This is a genomic window from Janthinobacterium sp. LM6, from assembly GCF_002002885.1.
Taxonomy (GTDB): Bacteria; Pseudomonadota; Gammaproteobacteria; order Burkholderiales; family Burkholderiaceae_D; genus Janthinobacterium; species Janthinobacterium kumbetense.
The window spans coordinates 4,123,594-4,142,148 of sequence record NZ_CP019510.1; the positions used below are offsets into that span (position 1 = coordinate 4,123,594).

Annotated in this window: 15 protein-coding genes; 6 read left to right on the forward strand and 9 right to left on the reverse strand. The window is 63.5% G+C overall.

Translation table 11 applies throughout. From position 1 onward, the window contains the following. Positions 1–7 precede the first annotated feature (7 nt). The 4 genes from BZG29_RS18120 to BZG29_RS18135 all read left to right on the forward strand — a co-directional run bounded on the left by BZG29_RS18120 (position 8) and on the right by BZG29_RS18135 (position 6,608). A complete protein-coding gene (locus tag BZG29_RS18120) occupies positions 8–580 on the forward strand; it encodes a prepilin-type N-terminal cleavage/methylation domain-containing protein (protein ID WP_077405876.1) in 573 nt (190 codons plus the stop codon). A 27-nt stretch (positions 581–607) separates the two neighbouring features. After that, positions 608–973 (forward strand): NirD/YgiW/YdeI family stress tolerance protein, encoded by a 366-nt coding sequence (locus BZG29_RS18125; protein WP_077405879.1) that lies wholly within the window; start codon positions 608–610, stop codon positions 971–973. A 236-nt stretch (positions 974–1,209) separates the two neighbouring features. Next, a complete protein-coding gene (locus BZG29_RS18130) occupies positions 1,210–5,688 on the forward strand; it encodes a PAS domain-containing protein (protein WP_253192636.1) in 4,479 nt (1,492 codons plus the stop codon). Then, positions 5,685–6,608 carry a diguanylate cyclase gene (locus BZG29_RS18135; protein ID WP_077405885.1) on the forward strand — a complete coding sequence of 308 codons (924 nt, stop codon included), beginning with the start codon at positions 5,685–5,687 and terminating at the stop codon, positions 6,606–6,608. The genes BZG29_RS18130 and BZG29_RS18135 overlap by 4 nt, the downstream gene beginning before the upstream one ends. 288 nt (positions 6,609–6,896) lie before the next feature. Here the strand turns inward: BZG29_RS18135 and BZG29_RS18140 are convergent, their stop codons facing one another. From BZG29_RS18140 to BZG29_RS18160, 5 genes are all read right to left on the reverse strand, one after another. Continuing rightward, positions 6,897–7,352, reverse strand: a complete 456-nt coding sequence (locus BZG29_RS18140) for a MaoC family dehydratase (RefSeq protein WP_077405888.1) — start codon at positions 7,350–7,352, stop codon at positions 6,897–6,899. Next, the gene (locus BZG29_RS18145) at positions 7,345–7,842 is read right to left on the reverse strand and encodes a MaoC family dehydratase (protein WP_077405891.1); all 498 of its coding nucleotides are present in this window, start codon (positions 7,840–7,842) and stop codon (positions 7,345–7,347) included. Before BZG29_RS18145 ends, BZG29_RS18140 begins: the two co-directional genes overlap by 8 nt. Further along, positions 7,839–8,984, reverse strand: coding sequence for an acyl-CoA dehydrogenase family protein (locus BZG29_RS18150; RefSeq protein ID WP_077405894.1), 1,146 nt, complete (start codon positions 8,982–8,984; stop codon positions 7,839–7,841). The genes BZG29_RS18145 and BZG29_RS18150 overlap by 4 nt, the downstream gene beginning before the upstream one ends. Before the next feature lie 16 nt (positions 8,985–9,000). Further along, positions 9,001–10,191, reverse strand: coding sequence for an acyl-CoA dehydrogenase family protein (locus BZG29_RS18155; protein ID WP_077405897.1), 1,191 nt, complete (start codon positions 10,189–10,191; stop codon positions 9,001–9,003). Between the two features lie 177 nt (positions 10,192–10,368). Continuing rightward, complete coding sequence (locus BZG29_RS18160; RefSeq protein WP_253192637.1) at positions 10,369–11,292, reverse strand: LysR family transcriptional regulator; 924 nt, start codon at positions 11,290–11,292, stop codon at positions 10,369–10,371. 124 nt (positions 11,293–11,416) lie between these two features. On the opposite strand from BZG29_RS18160, the gene BZG29_RS18165 reads away from it, so the two are divergent. Next, a complete protein-coding gene (locus BZG29_RS18165) occupies positions 11,417–12,169 on the forward strand; it encodes an SDR family oxidoreductase (protein ID WP_077405903.1) in 753 nt (250 codons plus the stop codon). Between the two features lie 79 nt (positions 12,170–12,248). Then, positions 12,249–12,971, forward strand: a complete 723-nt coding sequence (locus BZG29_RS18170; RefSeq protein ID WP_077405906.1) for a glutathione S-transferase family protein — start codon at positions 12,249–12,251, stop codon at positions 12,969–12,971. 38 nt (positions 12,972–13,009) lie between these two features. On the opposite strand, the gene BZG29_RS18175 is transcribed toward BZG29_RS18170, so the two are convergent. From BZG29_RS18175 to BZG29_RS18190, 4 genes are all read right to left on the reverse strand, one after another. Beyond that, complete coding sequence (locus tag BZG29_RS18175; RefSeq protein ID WP_077405910.1) at positions 13,010–14,599, reverse strand: TrkA C-terminal domain-containing protein; 1,590 nt, start codon at positions 14,597–14,599, stop codon at positions 13,010–13,012. Between the two features lie 244 nt (positions 14,600–14,843). Next, positions 14,844–15,344, reverse strand: a complete 501-nt coding sequence (locus tag BZG29_RS18180) for a hypothetical protein (protein WP_077405913.1) — start codon at positions 15,342–15,344, stop codon at positions 14,844–14,846. Between the two features lie 238 nt (positions 15,345–15,582). Continuing rightward, positions 15,583–17,871 carry a 5-methyltetrahydropteroyltriglutamate--homocysteine S-methyltransferase gene (gene metE, locus BZG29_RS18185; protein WP_077405916.1) on the reverse strand — a complete coding sequence of 763 codons (2,289 nt, stop codon included), beginning with the start codon at positions 17,869–17,871 and terminating at the stop codon, positions 15,583–15,585. A gap of 314 nt (positions 17,872–18,185) precedes the next feature. After that, positions 18,186–18,536 carry a hypothetical protein gene (locus BZG29_RS18190; protein WP_077405919.1) on the reverse strand — a complete coding sequence of 117 codons (351 nt, stop codon included), beginning with the start codon at positions 18,534–18,536 and terminating at the stop codon, positions 18,186–18,188. Positions 18,537–18,555 lie beyond the last annotated feature (19 nt).

Genomic DNA, 18,555 nt, shown 5'->3' on the forward strand with positions numbered 1-18,555 from the left:
AAATCCCATGCCCCCACGCCGCCAGCACGGCTTTACGCTCGTAGAAATCGCCATCGTCCTGGTCATCATCGGCTTGCTGCTCGGTGGCGTGCTCAAGGGGCAAGGCTTGATCGACAGCGCCAAGGTGAAAAACATCATCCAGCAATCGAATGCGCTGACGGCCGCCGTCAACGCCTACCAGGACAAATTCCGCGCCCTGCCCGGCGACGACCTGCAGGGCACCGTGCACGTGCCCAATTCGGCCGGCAACGGCAATGGCGACGGCCAGATCGGCGACGGCCAGCCGCGCGAATTCACGCTGGCGCCGCAGCACCTGGCGCTGGGCGGCTTCATCACCGGCTCGTTCAACGGCACCTCGCAATTCATGACCAGCGCCCAGGGCGGCGCCGTCTACCTGTACAACGACGAAGTGGGCGGGCGCGCCGGCAACGGCATCCGTTTCGACAACTTGCCCGAGAGCTACGCGGAACAGATCGACAGCAAACTCGACGATGGCGTGGCCAGCACGGGCAGCGTCCGGGCGAACATGCCCTATGGCAACGCCGGTGCTATCATTCCCCGCACCGCCGTGTTTTTCTGACACGCCAGTCACTATCGAAGGAATACCATGCCATTGCACCGTAAATTCATCGTCTCCCTGGCCGCCGCCTGCGCCTTGCTGGCCGGCAGCGCGCACGCCCAATACGTGGGCCCGACGGCCGGCCCCAGCGCACCCGGCAATGTGGCCGCCATCCTGAAAAATCCCGTCGACGACCAGGCCGTCGTGCTGCGCGGCCATTTGCTGCGCAAGGTGGGCAACGAGAAATACACGTTCTCCGACGGCACGGCGGAAATCCGCGTGGACATCGACGACAAGGTCTTCATGAACCGCAAGATCGACGCCAAAACACTGGTGGAAATCCGCGGCGAAGTGGAAAAAGACTTCATGGAAAGCCCGGAAATCGACGTCGACATGCTGACCGTGGTCCCGTAAGCCGCCTTGCCATCCCGCCGCCACGGCGGGATGGGCGCTCCCCCCTCTGCTCTGTATACCTTGCGCAACCTTTTTTCCATTCCAGAAACTAGGCTTGTCAGAAGAATCAATTTCGTCTAGCATCTTTTCATTCAAGGTCAGCCAGCGCCAGCGTGAGCCTGCCTGTCGACTCATCCATTCTGGGAGCTTTCCGGGTGCAAGATTTGCCTTCGATACGCTCAAGAATTTCATGGCTGGTGCTCGCCTGGGTCATTCCGACGGCGCTCGTGTTTCTCCTGCTCGTGGCGCAAAGTTACACGCGCGAACGCGACCATGTCGTCAGCGAAACGGCACAGGCGGCGCGCGCCGTGTCCGCCGCCGTCGAACGCGACTTGAACGGCGCCCAGATGGCCGCGCGCATCCTGGCCGGCTCGCCCGCCCTGCAAGCGGACGACGTCGGCGCCCTGCGGGCCCTGGCCGCCAGCCTGCTGCAGCCGGGCCTGGCCGTCAGCGCCTTCATCGTCTCCGATGCCAAGGGCCGCCAGCTGATCAATACGACCCTGCCCGCCAGCCAGGCGCCGCCTCCCCTGCCGCAAAAATGGGCCGCCAGCATGGAGCGCACGCGCGACTCCGGCAAGCCGCGGCTGACCAGCCTGACCAAGGCGCCCGACAGCCTGCCGCAGCTGGCCCTGAACCTGCCCTTGCCGCGCAGCCAGGGTAGCGCCTACGTGCTGACGGCCCTGTACCCGCCCGACTACCTGTCCGTGCTGCTGCACGAGCTGCACCTGCCAGCCTACCTGGGCGCGGCCATCATCAATGCCGACGGCATCAACGTGGCGCGCACGCTGGCGCCGCAGCGCTATGTGGGCCAGCGCAGCGCGGCGCCCCTGCTGGAACAGATACGCCAGGCGCGCGAAGGCGTGCTGCGCCATGCCACGCTGGAAGGCATCGACGTCTATACGGGCTTTCGCCGCGCCCCGGACGCCGCCTGGACGGTGGCCGTCACCATGCGCACCAGCACGGTGGCGCAAGCCCTGCTGCGCTCGGTAGTCACGGGTTCCCTCATCCTGGCGCTGCTGCTGGGCGCAGGCTTCGCCCTGGCCTGGCGCGTGGGCGGCCGCCTGGCCAGCACCCTGCAGGAACTGACGCAGCAGATCCACGCGCTGGCGCAAGGCAAACCCCTGCTCTCGAACCGGCACGCGGACCGCGAATCGGCCGACATGGCCAGCGCCCTGGGCGCGCTGGAACGCGACCTGCGGCGTCACCGCACGCAGCTCGAAAGCCTGGTGGCAGAACGCACGCTGGCCCTGGAAAAATCCACGCGCCTGCTGGAAACCGTGTACGCGACGGCGCCGATCGGCATGCTGTTCGTGGACCTGGACTTGCGCATTGTCATGATCAACCACTACCTGGCCGCCATCAACGGGGCCAGCGTGGCGCAGCACCTGGGCCGTCCCTTGGGCACCATGCTGTTCGACGACGCCGTGCGGGCGGAGGTGGAACGCTGCGTGCGCCAGGTGCTCGGGACGGGACAGCCCATCGTCGACATCGAATTGAATGGCCACAGCGGCCAGCGGCGCGAGCAACTGAGTCACTGGGTCGTCTCGTACCACCCGATCTTCGGCCCGGAACAGCAGTTGCTGGGCGTATCGGGCCTGTGGCTGGACATTAGCGAGCGCAAGCGCAGCGAAGCGGAATTTCGCCGCTCGAAGCACTTGTTTGGCACCATCATCGAAAACATCCCGGCCATGGTCTTCGTCAAGCGCGCCGACAAGCTGAGCTTTGAAATGGTCAACCGCCACGCTGAACTCACGCTGGGACGCTCGCGCGAGCAATTGCTGGGCAAGACGGACCACGATTTCTTTCCGCCGCAGCAGGCGTCCGCCTTCGTCAGCGCCGACCGCAAACTGCTGGCCACGGGGCAGATGGTGGAGATCGAACAGGAAGCGATCAATACGGCCGACGGCACCACGCGCCACTTCACCACGCGCAAGGTGGTCTTGCGCGACGATGCGGGGCGCGCCAGCCACGTGCTGGGGGTATCGATCGACATCACGGAACGCAAGCGCGCCACCGAGGTGCTGCACGCCACCACCTGGCGCCTGGAACAGAACGAACGCTTCATCCGCACCGTCACCGACAACCTGCCCGGCATGGTGTCGTACTGGGGCGCCGATTTACGTTGCCGATTTGCAAATAAGTTCTATAACGAATGGTTTGGCCGCAGCAGCGCCGAGCTGGCCGGCATCCACATGAGCGAATTGCTGGGGCAGGAACTGTTCGACGTGTATGCGCCCCACGTCGAGGGCGTGCTGGCGGGCCGGCCGCAAAGCTTCGAGCGCGACCTGCTCGATCCCGGCGGCCAGGTGTGCCACACGTGGACCAATTACATCCCCGATTTCGACGACGGCGGCGGCGTGCGCGGCTTCTTCGTGCTGGCCTCGGACGTTTCCGAGCTCAAGCGCACGGAATTGCGCCTGCATGAACTCAACGAGCAGATGGTGCGCGCGCGCGACAAGGCCGAGGCCGCCAGCGTCGCGAAAAGCGAATTCGTCGCCAACATGAGCCATGAAATCCGCACGCCGATGAACGCCATCATCGGCCTGGCGCGCCTGCTGGAAGAGTCGCCGCTGGAACGGCGCGAGCGCAGCTATGTCGGCAAGATCCAGATGGCCACGCAGTCGCTGCTCAATATCGTCAATGACGTGCTCGATTTTTCCAAGATCGAGGCGGGACAGATGGTGCTGGAACAGCGCCGCTTCCAGCTCGAACGCATGTTGAGCAGCGTAGGCGTGTTGCTGGCCAGCAGCGCCTGGGCGCGCGGCGTGGAGCCCGTGTTCGTGCTCGCCCCCGGCGTGCCGGACGAACTGATCGGCGACGCCCTGCGCGTGGAGCAAATCCTCATCAACCTGATGGGCAACGCCGTCAAGTTCACCTCGCATGGCGAAGTGGTGCTGTCGATCGACAAGGTGGCCGAGGATGCTGCCAGCGCCACCCTCGAATTTTCCGTGCGCGACACGGGCATCGGCATCGGCGCGGCCGAGCAGGAACGCATCTTCGACGCGTTTTCCCAGGGCGACAGCGGCACCAGCCGCAAATATGGGGGCACGGGGCTGGGGCTGGCCATCTGCCGGCGCATGGTGGAATTGATGGGCGGCACCCTCAGCGTCAAAAGCACGCTGGGCAAGGGTTCCGACTTCCGCTTCCGCTGCCGCTTCGACAAGGTGGCGCCGCCGCCCGAACCGCCAGGCAAGAGCGGGCCCAGGCTCCAGTCGCTGCTGATCATCGACGACAACGCCAGCGTGCGCGCCATGCTGGAAGACTGGTGCGCGGCGCAGGGCTGGCGCAGCCGCAGCGCCGACAGCGGCGCGGCCGGCCTGGCCCTGCTGCGCGCGCACGCCAGCGGCGGGACGGCGGCGGACCTTGTGCTGCTCGACGCGGCCATGCCCGGCATGGATGGCATTTCCATGCTCACCGAGGCGCGCGCCGACGAACGCCTGGTGTTGCCGCCCGTGATCATGCTGGTGGCCGACCAGGATAGCGAAAACCTCGAACGCCTGGCCGACAGCCTGATGCTGGCCGGCATCGTTTCAAAGCCGGCCACCCCGGCGCGCCTGCTGGCGGCCGTGACGGCCGTGCGCGAAGGCCGCAGCACGCCTTCGGCGCTGCCCGTGTCCACGCCCTTGTCGGGTTTGCTCACAGGCATGCGCGTGCTGCTGGTGGAAGACAATGAAATCAACCAGGAAGTGGCGCAGTACATCCTGCTGCATTCGGGCGCGCGCGTGACCGTGGCCGCCAACGGCCGGCTGGCCGTCGACTTGCTCACCAGCACGCCGGATGCCTGGGACGTGCTGCTGATGGATTTGCAGATGCCCGTCATGAACGGCTACGATGCCACCCTCGCCATCCGCGCCCTGGGCTTGCCGGACTTGCCCATCATCGCCATGACGGCCAATGCCATGGACGAAGACCGCCTGCGCGCCATCGCCAGCGGCATGAATGCGCATGTCGCCAAGCCCATCGATGTCGACGAGATGATACAGACGCTGACCCGGCTGGTGCCGTCGCCCCCGGCTGGCGCTGGCGGCGACGGCGCCATGCAGGCAGCCGATGCCGTCACGCGGACGCTGGACTTGCCCGCCACGGTGCCCGGCATCGACCTGGCGGCGGCCCTGCACCGCTTCGGCGGCGACTACGGCGCCTTCCTGGCCCTGCTCAAGCGCTTTGAGAATTCGCAAGGCGACGCCGTCGAGGAAACGCGCCGCCTGCTGGCCGCCGGCCAGGCGCAACAGGCGGCGCAGCTGCTGCACCGCGTGTGCGGCGTGGCGGCCAACCTGGGCGCCACGCATATCGCCAGCCTGGCCGCCGAGACAGAGAAAATGCTGAAAACGGGGCAATCGCACGCCACGGCCGCCTTGCTGGGCCGCCTGGAACAGGCGATGGCGGAAGTCATCGAAGCGGCGCGCACCCTGCCCTCCCCCCTGCGGCGCAACCAGCCGGCAACGGCCACGCCCGGCAGCGTGCCGCTCGACCTGCACGCCGGCCTGACCGAGCTGCTTGTCTTGATCCACAACAACAACCTGAAAGCGCTGGCGCAATTCCACGCCCTGCACCCCGCCCTGCAACAGTCAGACCGGGAAGCGGCGCTGGCGATGGCACATGCGATTGAAACGCTGAATTTTGCCGAGGCGGAAAAACTCGTGCTCGATCAGCTGAAACGAGAGGAAAACAAGTGAGCTGGACTAACCTTGCCATGAACGGGCGCATCCTCATCGTCGATGACGCCATGGAAAACATCCAGATCCTGCACCAGCTGCTGCGCGAGGAACACGACGTGCTGTTCGCCCTGAGCGGAGAAAAGGCGCTGGAAATTGCGCATAATCAACTGCCGGATTTGATCCTGCTCGACGCCGTCATGCCCGGCATGGATGGCTATGCCGTGTGCAGCGCGCTGCGGGAATCGGCCATCCTCAGCGCCATTCCCGTCATCTTCGTCACGGCCCTGAACCAGCCAGAAGACGAGACGCGGGCGCTGGAAGCGGGCGCTGTCGATTTCATCACGAAACCGTTCAACGCGGCCGTCGTGCGTGCCCGCGTGCGCAGCCAGCTGACCATCAAGCGGCAGGCCGACGCCATGCGCGAACTGTCGCTGACGGACTCGCTGACGGGTGTGGCCAACCGGCGCAGCTTCAACGACACGATGGACAGCGAATGGCGGCGCTGCGCGCGCGACGGCGTGCCGATGGCCCTCATCATGGCCGATATCGACCATTTCAAGGATTACAACGATACCTATGGCCACCAGGCGGGCGACCTGTGCCTGCAGCAGGTGAGCGCCGCCCTGCGCCGCTGCGCCGTGCGCCCGCCCGACCTGCTGGCGCGCTACGGCGGCGAGGAATTCATCATCCTGCTACCGCAGGAAACGCGCGACGGCGCCGAAGTGGTGGCCCAGCGCATCCTCGACGAAGTGCGCGCCCTGGACATTCCCCACGCCAGGTCCAGCGTCGGCCCGCACGTCACCGTCAGCCTGGGCATGGCCAGCGTCATGCCCACGGAAGGCATGGACCCCAGCACCCTGATCCGCGCCGCCGACGCCCTGCTGTACCGCGCCAAGCATACGGGGCGGGACAGGTATTGCGCGTCGGAAGAGGAGTGAGCGGACAGGCTAGCGGCTCCTCGCCGGCGTGGCATTGGAACGATTGCCCCCCGATAGCCGTCCCGTCGTGCTGGGCCAGCCGCCCGCATTTCCCGGGCCAGGACCTCTGCCCGTAGCGCTGCTGCCCCTGGCGGCGGCCTTGCCAGCGCCGCTATTTCCACTGTTTGCCTTGTTGGACATCATCGCCTCCTTCGCCGGAAAACGCCGGCGCGCCACCAGCGTACACCTGGCGCACGCGCAGAAGCGCACAACTGCCTGCCGGCCTGCGAAGCGGGTTCAACTTGCCGCTCAGGGATAACACCGCATCAAAAACTCCGCCGCGCACACGGGTTTCGTGTCGCCTTCCCTCTCCATGGTCACGGCCCAGTTCACTTGCGCCCCTTCCGGCACATCCTCGACGGAAAGAATGTCGAGCCGCGCGCGCAGGCGGCTGTTCACGGGCACGGGCGCGGGGAAACGCACCTTGTTGAGCCCATAGTTGATGGCCATGCGGATGCCGGCCATGTGCAGCGCCCCCTGCAGCATGGCGGGCAGCAAGGACAGTGTGAGAAAACCGTGCGCCACGGTGCAGCCGTACGGCGACTCGCGCGCGCAGCGCTCCGCGTCGACGTGGATCCACTGATGGTCGTCCGTCGCGTCGGCAAAGGTGTCGATGCGCTGCTGAGTGATGGTGAGCCAGTCGGACACGGCCACGTGCTGGCCCGCCAGGGCCTGGAAACCGGCGATGCCGGCGATATCACGCATGGTGTTGCTCCGCTGGCTCCGCCGGGCGGCGGCCGAACATGCCCATGCCCTCCACCGTCGTCACCACGTCGCCGTGCTGGTTGCGCACGCTCCACACGGAAATGACGATGCCGCGGTCCGGCTTCGACGTGGATGGGCGCACTTCCTTGACCTGGTAGGTCAGCTGCAAGGTGTCGCCGGCGCGCACGGGTTTGAGCCAGCGGATGCTGTCCAGGCCGGGCGAGCCCATGCTGGACGAGTGCTTGAGCAAGTTGTCGACCACCAGGCGCATCATCATGCCGCAGGTATGCCAGCCGCTGGCGATGACGCCCTTGAAGATGGTTTTTTCGGCGGCCGCATGGTCGACGTGAAACGGTTGCGGGTCGAAATCCGTGGCGAAGGCGATGATTTCCGCCTCCGTCACGTGGCGCTGGCCCAGGTCGATTTCCAGGCCCTGCGTAAAGTCTTCGAAATACCAATGCTTGGGTTTAATTTCCGTCAATGCGGTCATGCGGTCTCCGTCGGCAAAAAGCCCGGCTGGGCGATAAAGCGCTCGATATGGTGCTCCACGTCGCCCAGAGTCAGGGCGATCATGCTCAAACGCTTGAAATGGTGGGCGGCGGGCAATTCATCCGTCACGCCCATGCCGCCATGCAATTGCACCGCCTGCTGGCCGACAAATGTAGCGGCCAGCCCGACTCTCGCCTTGGCGGCCGACACGGTGCGGCGGCGCTCAGACGCATCCTCGCTGTCGACCTTGGCGGCGGCCAGCATGGCCATCGAACGGGCCTGCTCCAGGTGGATGAACATGTCGGCCATGCGGTGCTGCAAGGCCTGAAATTTGCCGATCGGCGCGCCGAACTGCTGGCGCGTCTTCAAGTAGTCGAGCGTGGCGGCGAAGATGGCATCCATGGCGCCCACGGCTTCCGCGCACAGCAAGGCGGCGCCATAATCGAGCGCCGCGTCCAGCACGGGCCAGCCCTGCCCCTTTTGTCCGATCAGCGCATCATGCCCCAGCACCACTTGCACGAGGGTCACGGTGGCGGCGCGCTGGCCGTCGATGGTGCGGCAGTCGCGCACGGAAACGCCGGGCGCGTCGACGGGCACGAGGAACAGCGAAATGCCGTCCGTATCCATCTGGCCGCCGCCGCTGCGCGCGGAAACGATCAGGGAATCCGCCTGCGCGCCGTGGATGACGACGGTTTTTTCGCCGTCGAGCACGAAACCGTCGCCGCTGGCGTTGGCCGTGGTGGCGATGTCATGTAAATCGTGGCGCGACTGGCGTTCGCCCAGCGCGCAAGCGAGCTTCAGGCTACCGCTGGCGACCTGTTCCAGCACCGTATCGTGGCCGCCCGCCAGGGTCAAAAAGCGCGCCCCAAGCACGGTGGCCAGGTATGGTTCGACCACGAGGCCGCGCCCCAGTTCCTGCATCACCAGCAGCATGTCAACGGCCGTGCCATCGAAGCCGCCCGCGCCGGCCGGCAGCGGCAAGGCCGTCATGCCAAGCTCGGCCAGGGTGGCCCAGGCGGCATCGGACGTGCCCGTGGCGGAATGGATGATTTTTTGCCGCGTTTCAAACGGGTAATCCTTGTCGACCCAGCGCTTGAGCGCGTCGGCGAATTGCTGCTGTTCCTGATTGAATTGGAAGTCCATGTCGTCTCCTTCTGGCTTACAGGCCCAGGATCATCTGCGTGATGATGTTTTTCTGGATTTCATTCGAGCCGCCATAGATCGATGTCTTGCGGTAATTGAAGTAATACGCGGCCAGCGGCGCGGCCAGGTCGTCGCCGGTGGCACTGTGCGGCGCGCTGCCGTCAAGAAATGCCGGATCGAAAGGCAAGGCTTGCGGGCCGATGGCTTCCACCATCAGTTCCGTCAGTTGCTGCTGCAGTTCCGAGCCGCGCACCTTCAGCATCGAGGCCTGCGGTCCCGGTCCCTTGCCTTCGTCGCTGATGACGCGCAAGACCGTCATTTCCAGCGCCATCAATTCGATTTCCAGGGTGGCGACCTTGGCCGCAAACGCGGGATCGTGCAGCAGCGGCGCGCCGCGCTTGACTTTCTGCATGGCCAGTTGCTTGAGGAATGTCAATTCGCGCTTGGAGCGGCCCACGGCGGCGATGCCCGTGCGCTCGTGGCCCAGCAGATACTTGGCATAGGTCCAGCCCTTGTTTTCCTGCCCGACCAGATTGCTGACGGGCACGCGCACATTGTCAAAAAAGACTTCGTTCACTTCATGTTCTTCATCGAGCATGATGATGGGGCGCACGGTGATGCCCGGCGTTTTCATGTCGATCAGCAAGAAACTGATGCCTTCCTGCTTGCGCACCGTGCTGTCCGTGCGCACCAGGCAAAAGATCATGTCCGCGTGCTGGCCCAGGGTGGTCCAGGTTTTCTGGCCATTCACGATGTAATGGTCGCCGTCGCGCTCGGCCGTGGTTTTCAGCGAGGCGAGGTCGGAACCGGCACCGGGCTCGGAATATCCCTGGCACCACCAGTCGTCGCAATTCAAGATGCGCGGCAAATAATATGCTTTTTGTTCGGCGTTGGCGAAGGCCATGATGACGGGCGCCACCATGTTGATGCCGAAAGGCAGGATGGGCGGCGTGGCGGCGCGCGCGCACTCGTCTTCCCAGATGTGGCGCTGCACGGACGTCCAGCCCGTGCCGCCGTATTCGACGGGCCAGGCCGGCGCGGCCCAGCCTTGCTGCGCGACAATCTTGTGCCAGCGCACATAGTCATCCTTGGCCAGGCGCAAATGCTGGCGCACCTTGCGCTGCAAGTCCGCCGGCAGATGGGTGTCGAGGAAGGCGCGCAGCGTATCGCGGAAAGCCGTCTCCTCGGCCGTGTAATGCAAGTCCATGTCTGTCTCCTTGTTCTTATCGGTTGCCGTGATGACTGCACGCAAGGAAGCTCAGCGCACAAAAAAGCACGACCGTTCTCAAGGATTGTACAACAGATTGGGAGGCGCGCCAGGGCTTTTACGAGGGCTGGCGCGGAGAAGAGAATTCGACTGGAATTGGCCAGCCGCCGCAGGCGGCTACCGGTTGCCCGGGGGAGCGTTCAGTGCCGGAACCTTTGAAAACGCTTCAGCGATGAAGTCCATGAATACGACGGCCCGCGTCGGAAGCAGCCTGTTTGCGACATAGACGATCTGCACCGGCACAGGCAAGGCGGTGTGCCCTGTCAAAAGCAACTGCAAATTGCCATTCCTGAGTCCTTCCTCGAACAGCCACTCCGGCCCATGTCCGATACCGAGTCCCGCATTGACCAGTTCGCGCACGGCCTCGGGCGAGTTGACCCGCAGCCTCCCGGATACTGCTACTTCCGTATCCCGGAAGCGCCATGTGGCACCTGACGACAGCAGGGTGTAGATCACACAATCGTGTCCGCGCAGATCATCGGGCGTGTCCGGGACGCCACGTTTGGCGAGATAGCCCTTGCTGGCAACGAACACGCGCTCGAACAGTCCGATGCGCCGCGCGCGCAGTGCGCTGTCTTCCAGATGGCCGATCCGAATTGCCAGTTCCGCGCCTTCATCGACCAGACTCACATAGCGATCATTGATCTGGAGATCGAGCGACAACCCAGGATAGCGCTCCAGGAAGGCGGGGACATGCGGCAAAACAAATGCATGTGCCAGTGCCGTCGGGCATGCCACGCGCAGCAATCCGGACGGATCGACGTTCTCCCTGAAGGACGATTCCGACTCGTCGACGGCGTCAAGGATGCGCCGCACTTCCGCATAGTAGCGTTCCCCTTCGGGGGTGAGGGCAAGTTTGCGCGTTGAGCGGTGCAGCAGCCGCGTCTGTAGATGCTCTTCCAATGCCGCCACATGACGACTGACGTTCGGCTGCCCCAGGCCCAGGTCGCGGCCGGCAGCGGAGAAGCTCCCCGTCTCCACCGCGCGCGCAAAGCATGTCATCAAAAGAAACCGGTCCAAAGTAATCCCTTTCCAATTCATGCAACTGGAGCATGAATCATATGCAAAGATACGATCTTATCGAATTTCAAGCATGAGCGCATAGTTCTTCCCACGGCAGGTCAGCCAATGCTGGTTGACCATGAATCACCTACAGGAGAATTTTATGTCCCGTTTACAAGGAAAACGCACGCTGATCACCGGCGGCACCAGCGGCATCGGCCTCGAAACAGCCAGGCAGTTCCTCGCCGAAGGCGCACGCGTCATCGTCACCGGCGTCACTCCGGAATCCATCGAGAAGGCCAGAAAAGAACTTGGCGCCGAAGTTCTCGTGCTGCGCGCCGATTCCGCCAGTGTCGCCGCCCAACAGGAGTTGGCGCAAGCCGTCCAGGCGCACTACGGCCAGCTCGATATCGCCTTTCTCAACGCTGGCGTATCCGTCTGGAAGCCGATCGAAGCGTGGACGGAGGAAATGTTCGACCGTTCGTTCGACATCAACGTCAAGGGGCCCTATTTCCTGATCCAGGCGCTGCTGCCAGTGTTCGCGAACCCCGCATCGGTGGTGCTCAACACATCGGTCAGCGCGCACGTCGGCTCGGCGCATTCATCGGTATATGCCGCGACCAAGGCTGCATTTCTGAACATGTCGAAGACGCTTTCGGGTGAACTGCTTGGGCGCGGCATTCGCGTCAACGCAGTTAGTCCTGGCCCGGTTGAAACGCCGCTGTACGACAAAATGGGCATTCCCGACGCCTATCGCGATCAGCTCAACAAGGACATTGCCGCAAGCATCCCGTTCGGTCGCTTTGGCACGCCGGATGAAGTGGCCAAGGCGGTGCTGTACCTGGCTTCCGACGAGTCCCGGTGGACGGTTGGCTCCGAAATCATCGTTGACGGCGGCCGTACGCTTAACGGCTAACGTCACACAACTGCCGAACTATACGGATGCGCCCGCTCCGAATGCGCGAGCGGGCTTCATTTTTAAAGGGAGTATTCAAATGCCAGAAACGCGATTGACACTCGTCAGCCACCCTCTATGCCCTTTCGTTCAGCGGGTCGCCATCGTATTGCACGAAAAAGGGATCGCTTTCGAGCGTATCGATGTAGACCTTCGCGACAAGCCGGAGTGGTTCCTCGCCATGTCCCCGCTGGGCAAGGTTCCGCTGCTCCAGCTTGTACACGACAAGGCGCGCGAGTCCGTCCTGTTCGAAAGCGTCGCGATCTGTGAATATGTCGAGGATGTGCAAGCTGCGCCCGCATTGCATCCTGTCGATGCGCTACTGCGTGCGCAACACCGAGCATGGATGGAGTTCGCTTCTGCCGCGTTGTCGGACGCATGGGGCCTGCTGAACGCCTCGGACCACGAAACGGCAAAGGCGAAAGGTACGGCTTTCAGGAAGAAGCTGGAGCGGCTCGAGGCAGACATGTCTGACGGTCCTTACTTCGGCGGAAAAGCCTTCAGCATGGTCGATGCCTTCATTGCGCCGGTTTTTCGCTACTTCGACCTGCTCGCAGGTGAGTCTGCCCACCCGGTGTTTGACGGCCTCGAACGGGTAGCAAGCTGGCGCCGCGCATTGGCCCGGCGTCCGAGCGTCAGGGCGGCCGTGGCGGACGATTACGCCGCCCGCTTGCGCCAGCACTTGCAGGATCAGAACGCACTATTGGCGAGCAATCCTCTTTCCACGGCCAGTCTGACGGATGTCAGGCAAGCCACAACATGATTGTTGCCGCCCGACTTGATGGAACCAATCAGCCGAAATCAGCCATACAAATGCAGCAGCACTTGCACGGCGACGATCTTGACGATGGTCATGCTGGGGAAAATCATGGCGTAGCCCAGGTTCGGACGGTCCGACTTGGCCAGGCGGTTGGCGAACACCAGCACGGCGGGGTTGCCCGTGGCGCCGGCTGCAATGCCCAGCAGTTCAGGAAACGGCAGGCGCAGGAAGATCTTGCCCAAAATTACCACCAGCGCCACCACCACCAGCACCGTCACGGCACCGAGCACCAGCATGGGCAAGCCATCGGCACCCACCTGCTGCACGAACGGCAAACCGGAGGCCATGCCGACGGAGGCGAGGAAAATCGTCAAGCCATAGTTGCGCATCACCAGGTTGGCCGACAGGGGCAAGCGCCAGCTGATCTTGCCCACTCTACCGAGGCGGCCCAGAATCAGCGCCATCACCAGCGGCCCGCCGGCCAGGCCCAGGCTGAACGAGCCTATCCACGGCAACGGTATCGGCACCAGTCCCAGCAGCACGCCCAGCACCATGCCCATGCCCAGCGAGACATAGCTGAACTCGGCCGTGGCCGTGATGGAATTGCCGAACAGCTTGCGCACGTCGGCCGCGTGTTTCGCTGGCGCAATGGCCATCACCCTGTCGCCGAATTCCAGCGTCAGGAAAGGATGGGGCAAAATCATGGCGTCGCCACGGCGTATGAACGCGATCTGCAGCGGGAAGTCTTTCGCCAGGTTCAGTTCGCCCAGGGGCACGCCGACGATTTCCGCGTCCGACACGAACACTTCCGTGCCGTCGAACGCGCTGCGGTCCTTCATCAGCCGGCCCGGGTCCAGGTGGCCCAGCGCCGTGCGCGCCCCTTCCACGCCCGCCACCGTGCCCGACACCATCAGCGCGTCGCCCACGCCGAGCACCAGCGAGGGATCGGGCAAGCGGTTCTGGTGGCCCTGGCGCACGCCGATCACTTGCACGCCCGCCAGCGGGCCATCAGCCAGCTCGGACAGGGCCGCGCCCGCCAATTTCGCTTCATCGATGGTAATTTCCGACACGACGATGGGCGCCGGCGGCGGCGTCAGCACGGGTTTTAATATGCGTCCGGCCAGGTACAGGCCCAGCATGGGGCCGACGACGCCGAACGGATACGCGACGGCATAGCCGACGGCCGCGTCGCCATTGCCGTGCGACGCTTCCAGCGCCGCCTGCAGGGCCGCCGTGCTGGTCATGGCGCCGGCAAACACGCCGCTGGCCATGCGCAGCGAGATATCGATCCACTGCCCGCCCCAGACGGACACGGCCAGGCCGCCCATGACGGCAACAAAGGCGATCAGGTTATGTTTCTGCCCCGCACCGCGCAAGCCGGCGAAAAACTGCACGCCGTACTGCACGCCGATGCCATACAGAAACAGCAGCAGGCCGATGGAGCCGACCATGGGCGGCGGCACGGCACCGGGCGCAAAGGCGCCCAGCGCCAGCCCCGCGAACAGCACGCCCCCCACGCCCAGCGAAAAACCGAACACGCTGATGCGCCCCAGCGCATAACCGGCGCCGATGACGAGAAACAGGGCGAGGATGGGCGTGGACTCCAGCGTGTGGCGAAATAATTGAAGCATCAGGCAACCTTGGTCTGGGGAAGGCCCAGTTTAGCATGCACAAAAGCAACACGATGGCGATGATGACAAGCAAGCGTGCGCAGGTTTGCGCCTTAAAAACGGGCAAAAAAAAGCCCGCTGCGGGAGCGGGCTGAATCTAATTCCTGTGAGGAAGTAGAGGAGACAGGTGCAATGATGCCGCATCGCAACATAGCTATCCAATTGTATGTTGTGATGATAGAAATATGTTTCATCAATATCTTGCCTAAGACGCTCCAAAAATGATGAGTTTTCGATGCGATCGTTGTTCGTGTTCGCGCGTCACCAGCACGCGGGCTTGCTCCACGCTTACGCAAGCCTGCGGCACGAACCCCGCCGGCACGGTCTGCGCATCGCGCGCGATGACTTGCGGATCATTGAGCACGTCATAGTCTGCACGCTTGAAAAACAGTTGCTCGATACCGGCGTCTCCCGCCGGCAACGGCTTGACGACGATGAGCGACCAATGGCCTTCATCCCCCAGAAATTGCTTTTGCTTCAGGAAGGCGTTGACGCGACCTGCATGCGGCGCCGAGTCGCTCAGCTCGCTCTGATACATGGTCAGCGGACACAGCAGCGTGCCGGCCGGCCACCCCATGTCGGGCAACGCTGCGACCGTGACCGGACGCAATTGGGCCAGATGGCGGTCGAGCGGATGCTTTTCCGCCGAGCAGGCGCCGAGCGCCATCAGCGCGAGCATGCCGGCGGCGCGTAACAGAGGAATCATCAGGTGGTTTCCTTCTTGAGGGTAGGATTACGCGAAGGTATGGTAAGCGATAAGCCGATGAGAACGGGCAAAAAAAAGCCCGCTACGGAAGCGGGCTGAATCTATTTCCTTGGAGGAGATAGAGGAGACAGGTGAATGATGCCGCATCGCAGCATCATTATCCAATTGCATGTTGTGATGACAGAAATACGATCCCGCTATATCTGAGCCATGCCGGCCGCCCCTGCCCCGGTCAGCCTCAGGCTGCGTTATCGCCGCGCAAGGTTTTTGCCGCCGCCACCATGTTCGCCAGCGCGGGAATGACCTCTTTCCAGCCGCGCGTTTTGAGGCCGCAATCGGGATTGACCCACAGGCGCTGCGCGGGGATGCGTTCGGCCGCCTTGCGCATCAGCTTGACCATCTGTTCCTGGCTCGGAATATTGGGCGAGTGGATGTCGTAGACGCCGGGGCCGATTTCGTTCGGATAATTAAAATCATCGAAGGCATCCAGCAATTCCATGTCGGAGCGCGAGGTTTCGATCGTGATGACGTCCGCATCCATGTCGGCGATCTGCGCGATGATGTCGTTGAATTCCGAATAGCACATGTGTGTGTGGATCTGCGTTTCGTCGGCCACGCCATTGGCCGTGATGCGGAACGATTCCACGGCCCAGCGCAGGTACTCGGCCCATTGCGATTTGCGCAGCGGCAAGCCTTCGCGCAATGCCGCTTCATCGATCTGGATCACGCGGATGCCGGCCTGCTCCAGGTCCCGCACCTCGGCGCGCATGGCCAGCGCCAGCTGGTGGCACGACACGGAACGGGGCTGGTCGTCGCGCACGAAGGACCAGTTCAGGATGGTGACGGGGCCCGTCAGCATGCCTTTCATCGGCTTGTCCGTCAGCGACTGGGCATAGGTGCTCCACTCGACCGTCATGGCGCGCGGGCGGCTGATGTCGCCGAACAAGATGGGCGGTTTGACGCAGCGCGAACCGTACGACTGCACCCAGCCGAACTGGCTGAAGGCGTAGCCGTCCAGCTGTTCGCCGAAGTATTCCACCATGTCGTTGCGTTCCGCTTCGCCGTGCACGAACACGTCCAGCCCCAGGCTTTCCTGTTCCTGCACGCAATGGGCGATTTCCGCCTGCATCAGCTTTTTATAGCCGGCTGCATCGAGCTGGCCGCTGCGGAACTGGCTGCGGGCCTGGCGGATTTGCGCCGTCTGCGGAAACGAGCCGATGGTCGTCGTCGGGTACAGCGGCAGTTGCAGCAGCGCAGCTTGCTTGGCGGCACGCTCGGCATAGCCGCTGGCGCGCTGGCCCAGGCTGGCGTCGATGCGGGCCACGGCCGCCTTGACTTGAGGATTATGCACGCGCGGCGACTGGCGGCGCGCTTGCACGGCGGCATGATTGGAGTCCAGCGCCGCTTGCACGCAGGCGCGGCCCTGGTTCAGGGCGCCGGCGATGGTGTGCACTTCATCGAGCTTTTGACGGGCAAAGGCCAGCCAGGATTGGATATCGGCGTCGAGCTTTTGTTCGCTGTCCAGGTCGACGGGCACGTGCAACAGCGAGCACGACGGCGCGATCCACAGACGCGATTGCAGGCTGGCATGCACGGGTTCCAGCCACGCCAGCACCTCGTTCAAGTCCGTCTTCCAGATATTGCGGCCATTCACCACGCCCAGGGACAAGACGCTGGAACTTGGCAATTGGGCGATCACTTGCTCCACTTCCTCGCGGGCATTGACGGCGTCCAGGTGCAGGCCCTGCACGGGCAGCGTGCACGCCAGCGCCAGGTTGTCTTGCAGCTTGCCGAAATACGTGGCGAGCAGCAGCTTGACGCCGTTGACCTTGCTCAAGGCAGCGTAGGCCGTGACGAGCGCCTGCTGCCAGGCGCCGTCGAGTTCCGTGACGAGGATCGGCTCGTCGATCTGCACCCACTCCACGCCCTGCGCGGCCAGTTCCTGCAGCAATTGCACGTAGACGGGCAGCAAGCCTTGCAGCAGCGCCAGCTTGTCGGAATCGTCCTTGGCCTTGCCCAGCCACAAGTAGGTGACAGGGCCGATCAGCACGGGCTTGGCCTTTACCTTCAGCTGGCGCGCTTGCGCCAGTTGCTGCAGCAAGCGGCTGCTGTCGAGCTTGAACTGCGTGCCGGCCGAAAATTCCGGCACGATGTAATGGTAATTGGTGTCGAACCATTTCGTCATTTCACCGGCGTGGACGCAGCTGCAATCGCTGTCGCCGGCCGAGCGGCCACGGGCTACGCGAAAGTAATTATCGAGCGCTGCGCCTTCCAGGCCGCGCACGCGCTGCGGCAGGTTGCCGAGGGTAAAGCTCAAGTCCAGCACCTGGTCATAGTAGGAAAAGTCGCCGACGGGCGCCAGATCCAGCGCGTCCTGGTCTTGCCAGTGGCGCTGGCGCAATTCGGCGCCTTGCCCTTCCAGCGCGGCCAAGGTGCTGCTGCCCTTCCAGTAGTCTTCCAGGGCGAATTTCAGTTCGCGTTTGGCGCCGATGCGCGGGTAGCCCAGATTATGTGTCGTGACGGTCATGGCGGTAGTTCCTCCTGATGAAGTATGGAGTCATCATAGAGGCTTTCATCCATGAAAAATAATGGTTTAATCTCATAAATCCATTATTAATACTCATGTGAACGTATGCTCGAACGTATCCACCGGGCCTTCATGCGCGAAATCGACCGTCTCGCTTCGCTGGCGGCCTCGGCCATTTGGCTGCGCGCAGGGAGCCCCTTGCGCCCGGGTGCGGCAGGCATCCAGACGCACAGTTATTCCCTCTGGCGCACGCCCGCCGCGCCGCTTTGCCGCAACGCAGCAAGGCGGCAAAGCGGCATAGCGGCGGCGATGCACTACCCCGGCTCGCCCACGGCATCTTCCTGGATCAGATCCTGCTTGGACGCATAGTACAAATTTCGGCTATCCGTGATCAATGCGCTCAATTTATCCAGCGCGGCACCGACAGGATTCAGCTGGATGCTGTCGCGCACCGCGGTCAACTCGGCAATCAGTGCCGCAAGCAGTGCGCTCCTGCCATCGATGCGCCCGATGGCGTTCGTGCCCAATTGGAGAAACAGGTCATCGATGGCATCCTGGGCCTGGTCGCGTTGCGCTGCTTCCGTATCGGGATCCTCAAGTATGACGCGCAACAAATAGATTGATCGGTTGTATTGATTACTGACTTGCTTGACGGTGACAGGCATGGCGAAACTCCTCGGCAAT

What these genes read in the sequence shown, in the direction of transcription:
- BZG29_RS18155 (WP_077405897.1), bottom strand. Translation starts at nt 10,191, where the DNA reads ATGGACTTGCATTACACGGCCGAGGAGACGGCTTTCCGCGATACGCTG.
- BZG29_RS18145 (WP_077405891.1), bottom strand. Translation starts at nt 7,842, where the DNA reads ATGACCGCATTGACGGAAATTAAACCCAAGCATTGGTATTTCGAAGAC.
- BZG29_RS18160 (WP_253192637.1), bottom strand. Translation starts at nt 11,292, where the DNA reads ATGAATTGGAAAGGGATTACTTTGGACCGGTTTCTTTTGATGACATGC.
- BZG29_RS18190 (WP_077405919.1), bottom strand. Translation starts at nt 18,536, where the DNA reads ATGCCTGTCACCGTCAAGCAAGTCAGTAATCAATACAACCGATCAATC.
- BZG29_RS18120 (WP_077405876.1), top strand. Translation starts at nt 8, where the DNA reads ATGCCCCCACGCCGCCAGCACGGCTTTACGCTCGTAGAAATCGCCATC.
- BZG29_RS18140 (WP_077405888.1), bottom strand. Translation starts at nt 7,352, where the DNA reads ATGCGTGATATCGCCGGCATCGCCGGTTTCCAGGCCCTGGCGGGCCAG.
- BZG29_RS18175 (WP_077405910.1), bottom strand. Translation starts at nt 14,599, where the DNA reads ATGCTTCAATTATTTCGCCACACGCTGGAGTCCACGCCCATCCTCGCC.
- BZG29_RS18125 (WP_077405879.1), top strand. Translation starts at nt 608, where the DNA reads ATGCCATTGCACCGTAAATTCATCGTCTCCCTGGCCGCCGCCTGCGCC.
- BZG29_RS18165 (WP_077405903.1), top strand. Translation starts at nt 11,417, where the DNA reads ATGTCCCGTTTACAAGGAAAACGCACGCTGATCACCGGCGGCACCAGC.
- metE (WP_077405916.1), bottom strand. Translation starts at nt 17,871, where the DNA reads ATGACCGTCACGACACATAATCTGGGCTACCCGCGCATCGGCGCCAAA.
- BZG29_RS18180 (WP_077405913.1), bottom strand. Translation starts at nt 15,344, where the DNA reads ATGATTCCTCTGTTACGCGCCGCCGGCATGCTCGCGCTGATGGCGCTC.
- BZG29_RS18150 (WP_077405894.1), bottom strand. Translation starts at nt 8,984, where the DNA reads ATGGACTTCCAATTCAATCAGGAACAGCAGCAATTCGCCGACGCGCTC.
- BZG29_RS18170 (WP_077405906.1), top strand. Translation starts at nt 12,249, where the DNA reads ATGCCAGAAACGCGATTGACACTCGTCAGCCACCCTCTATGCCCTTTC.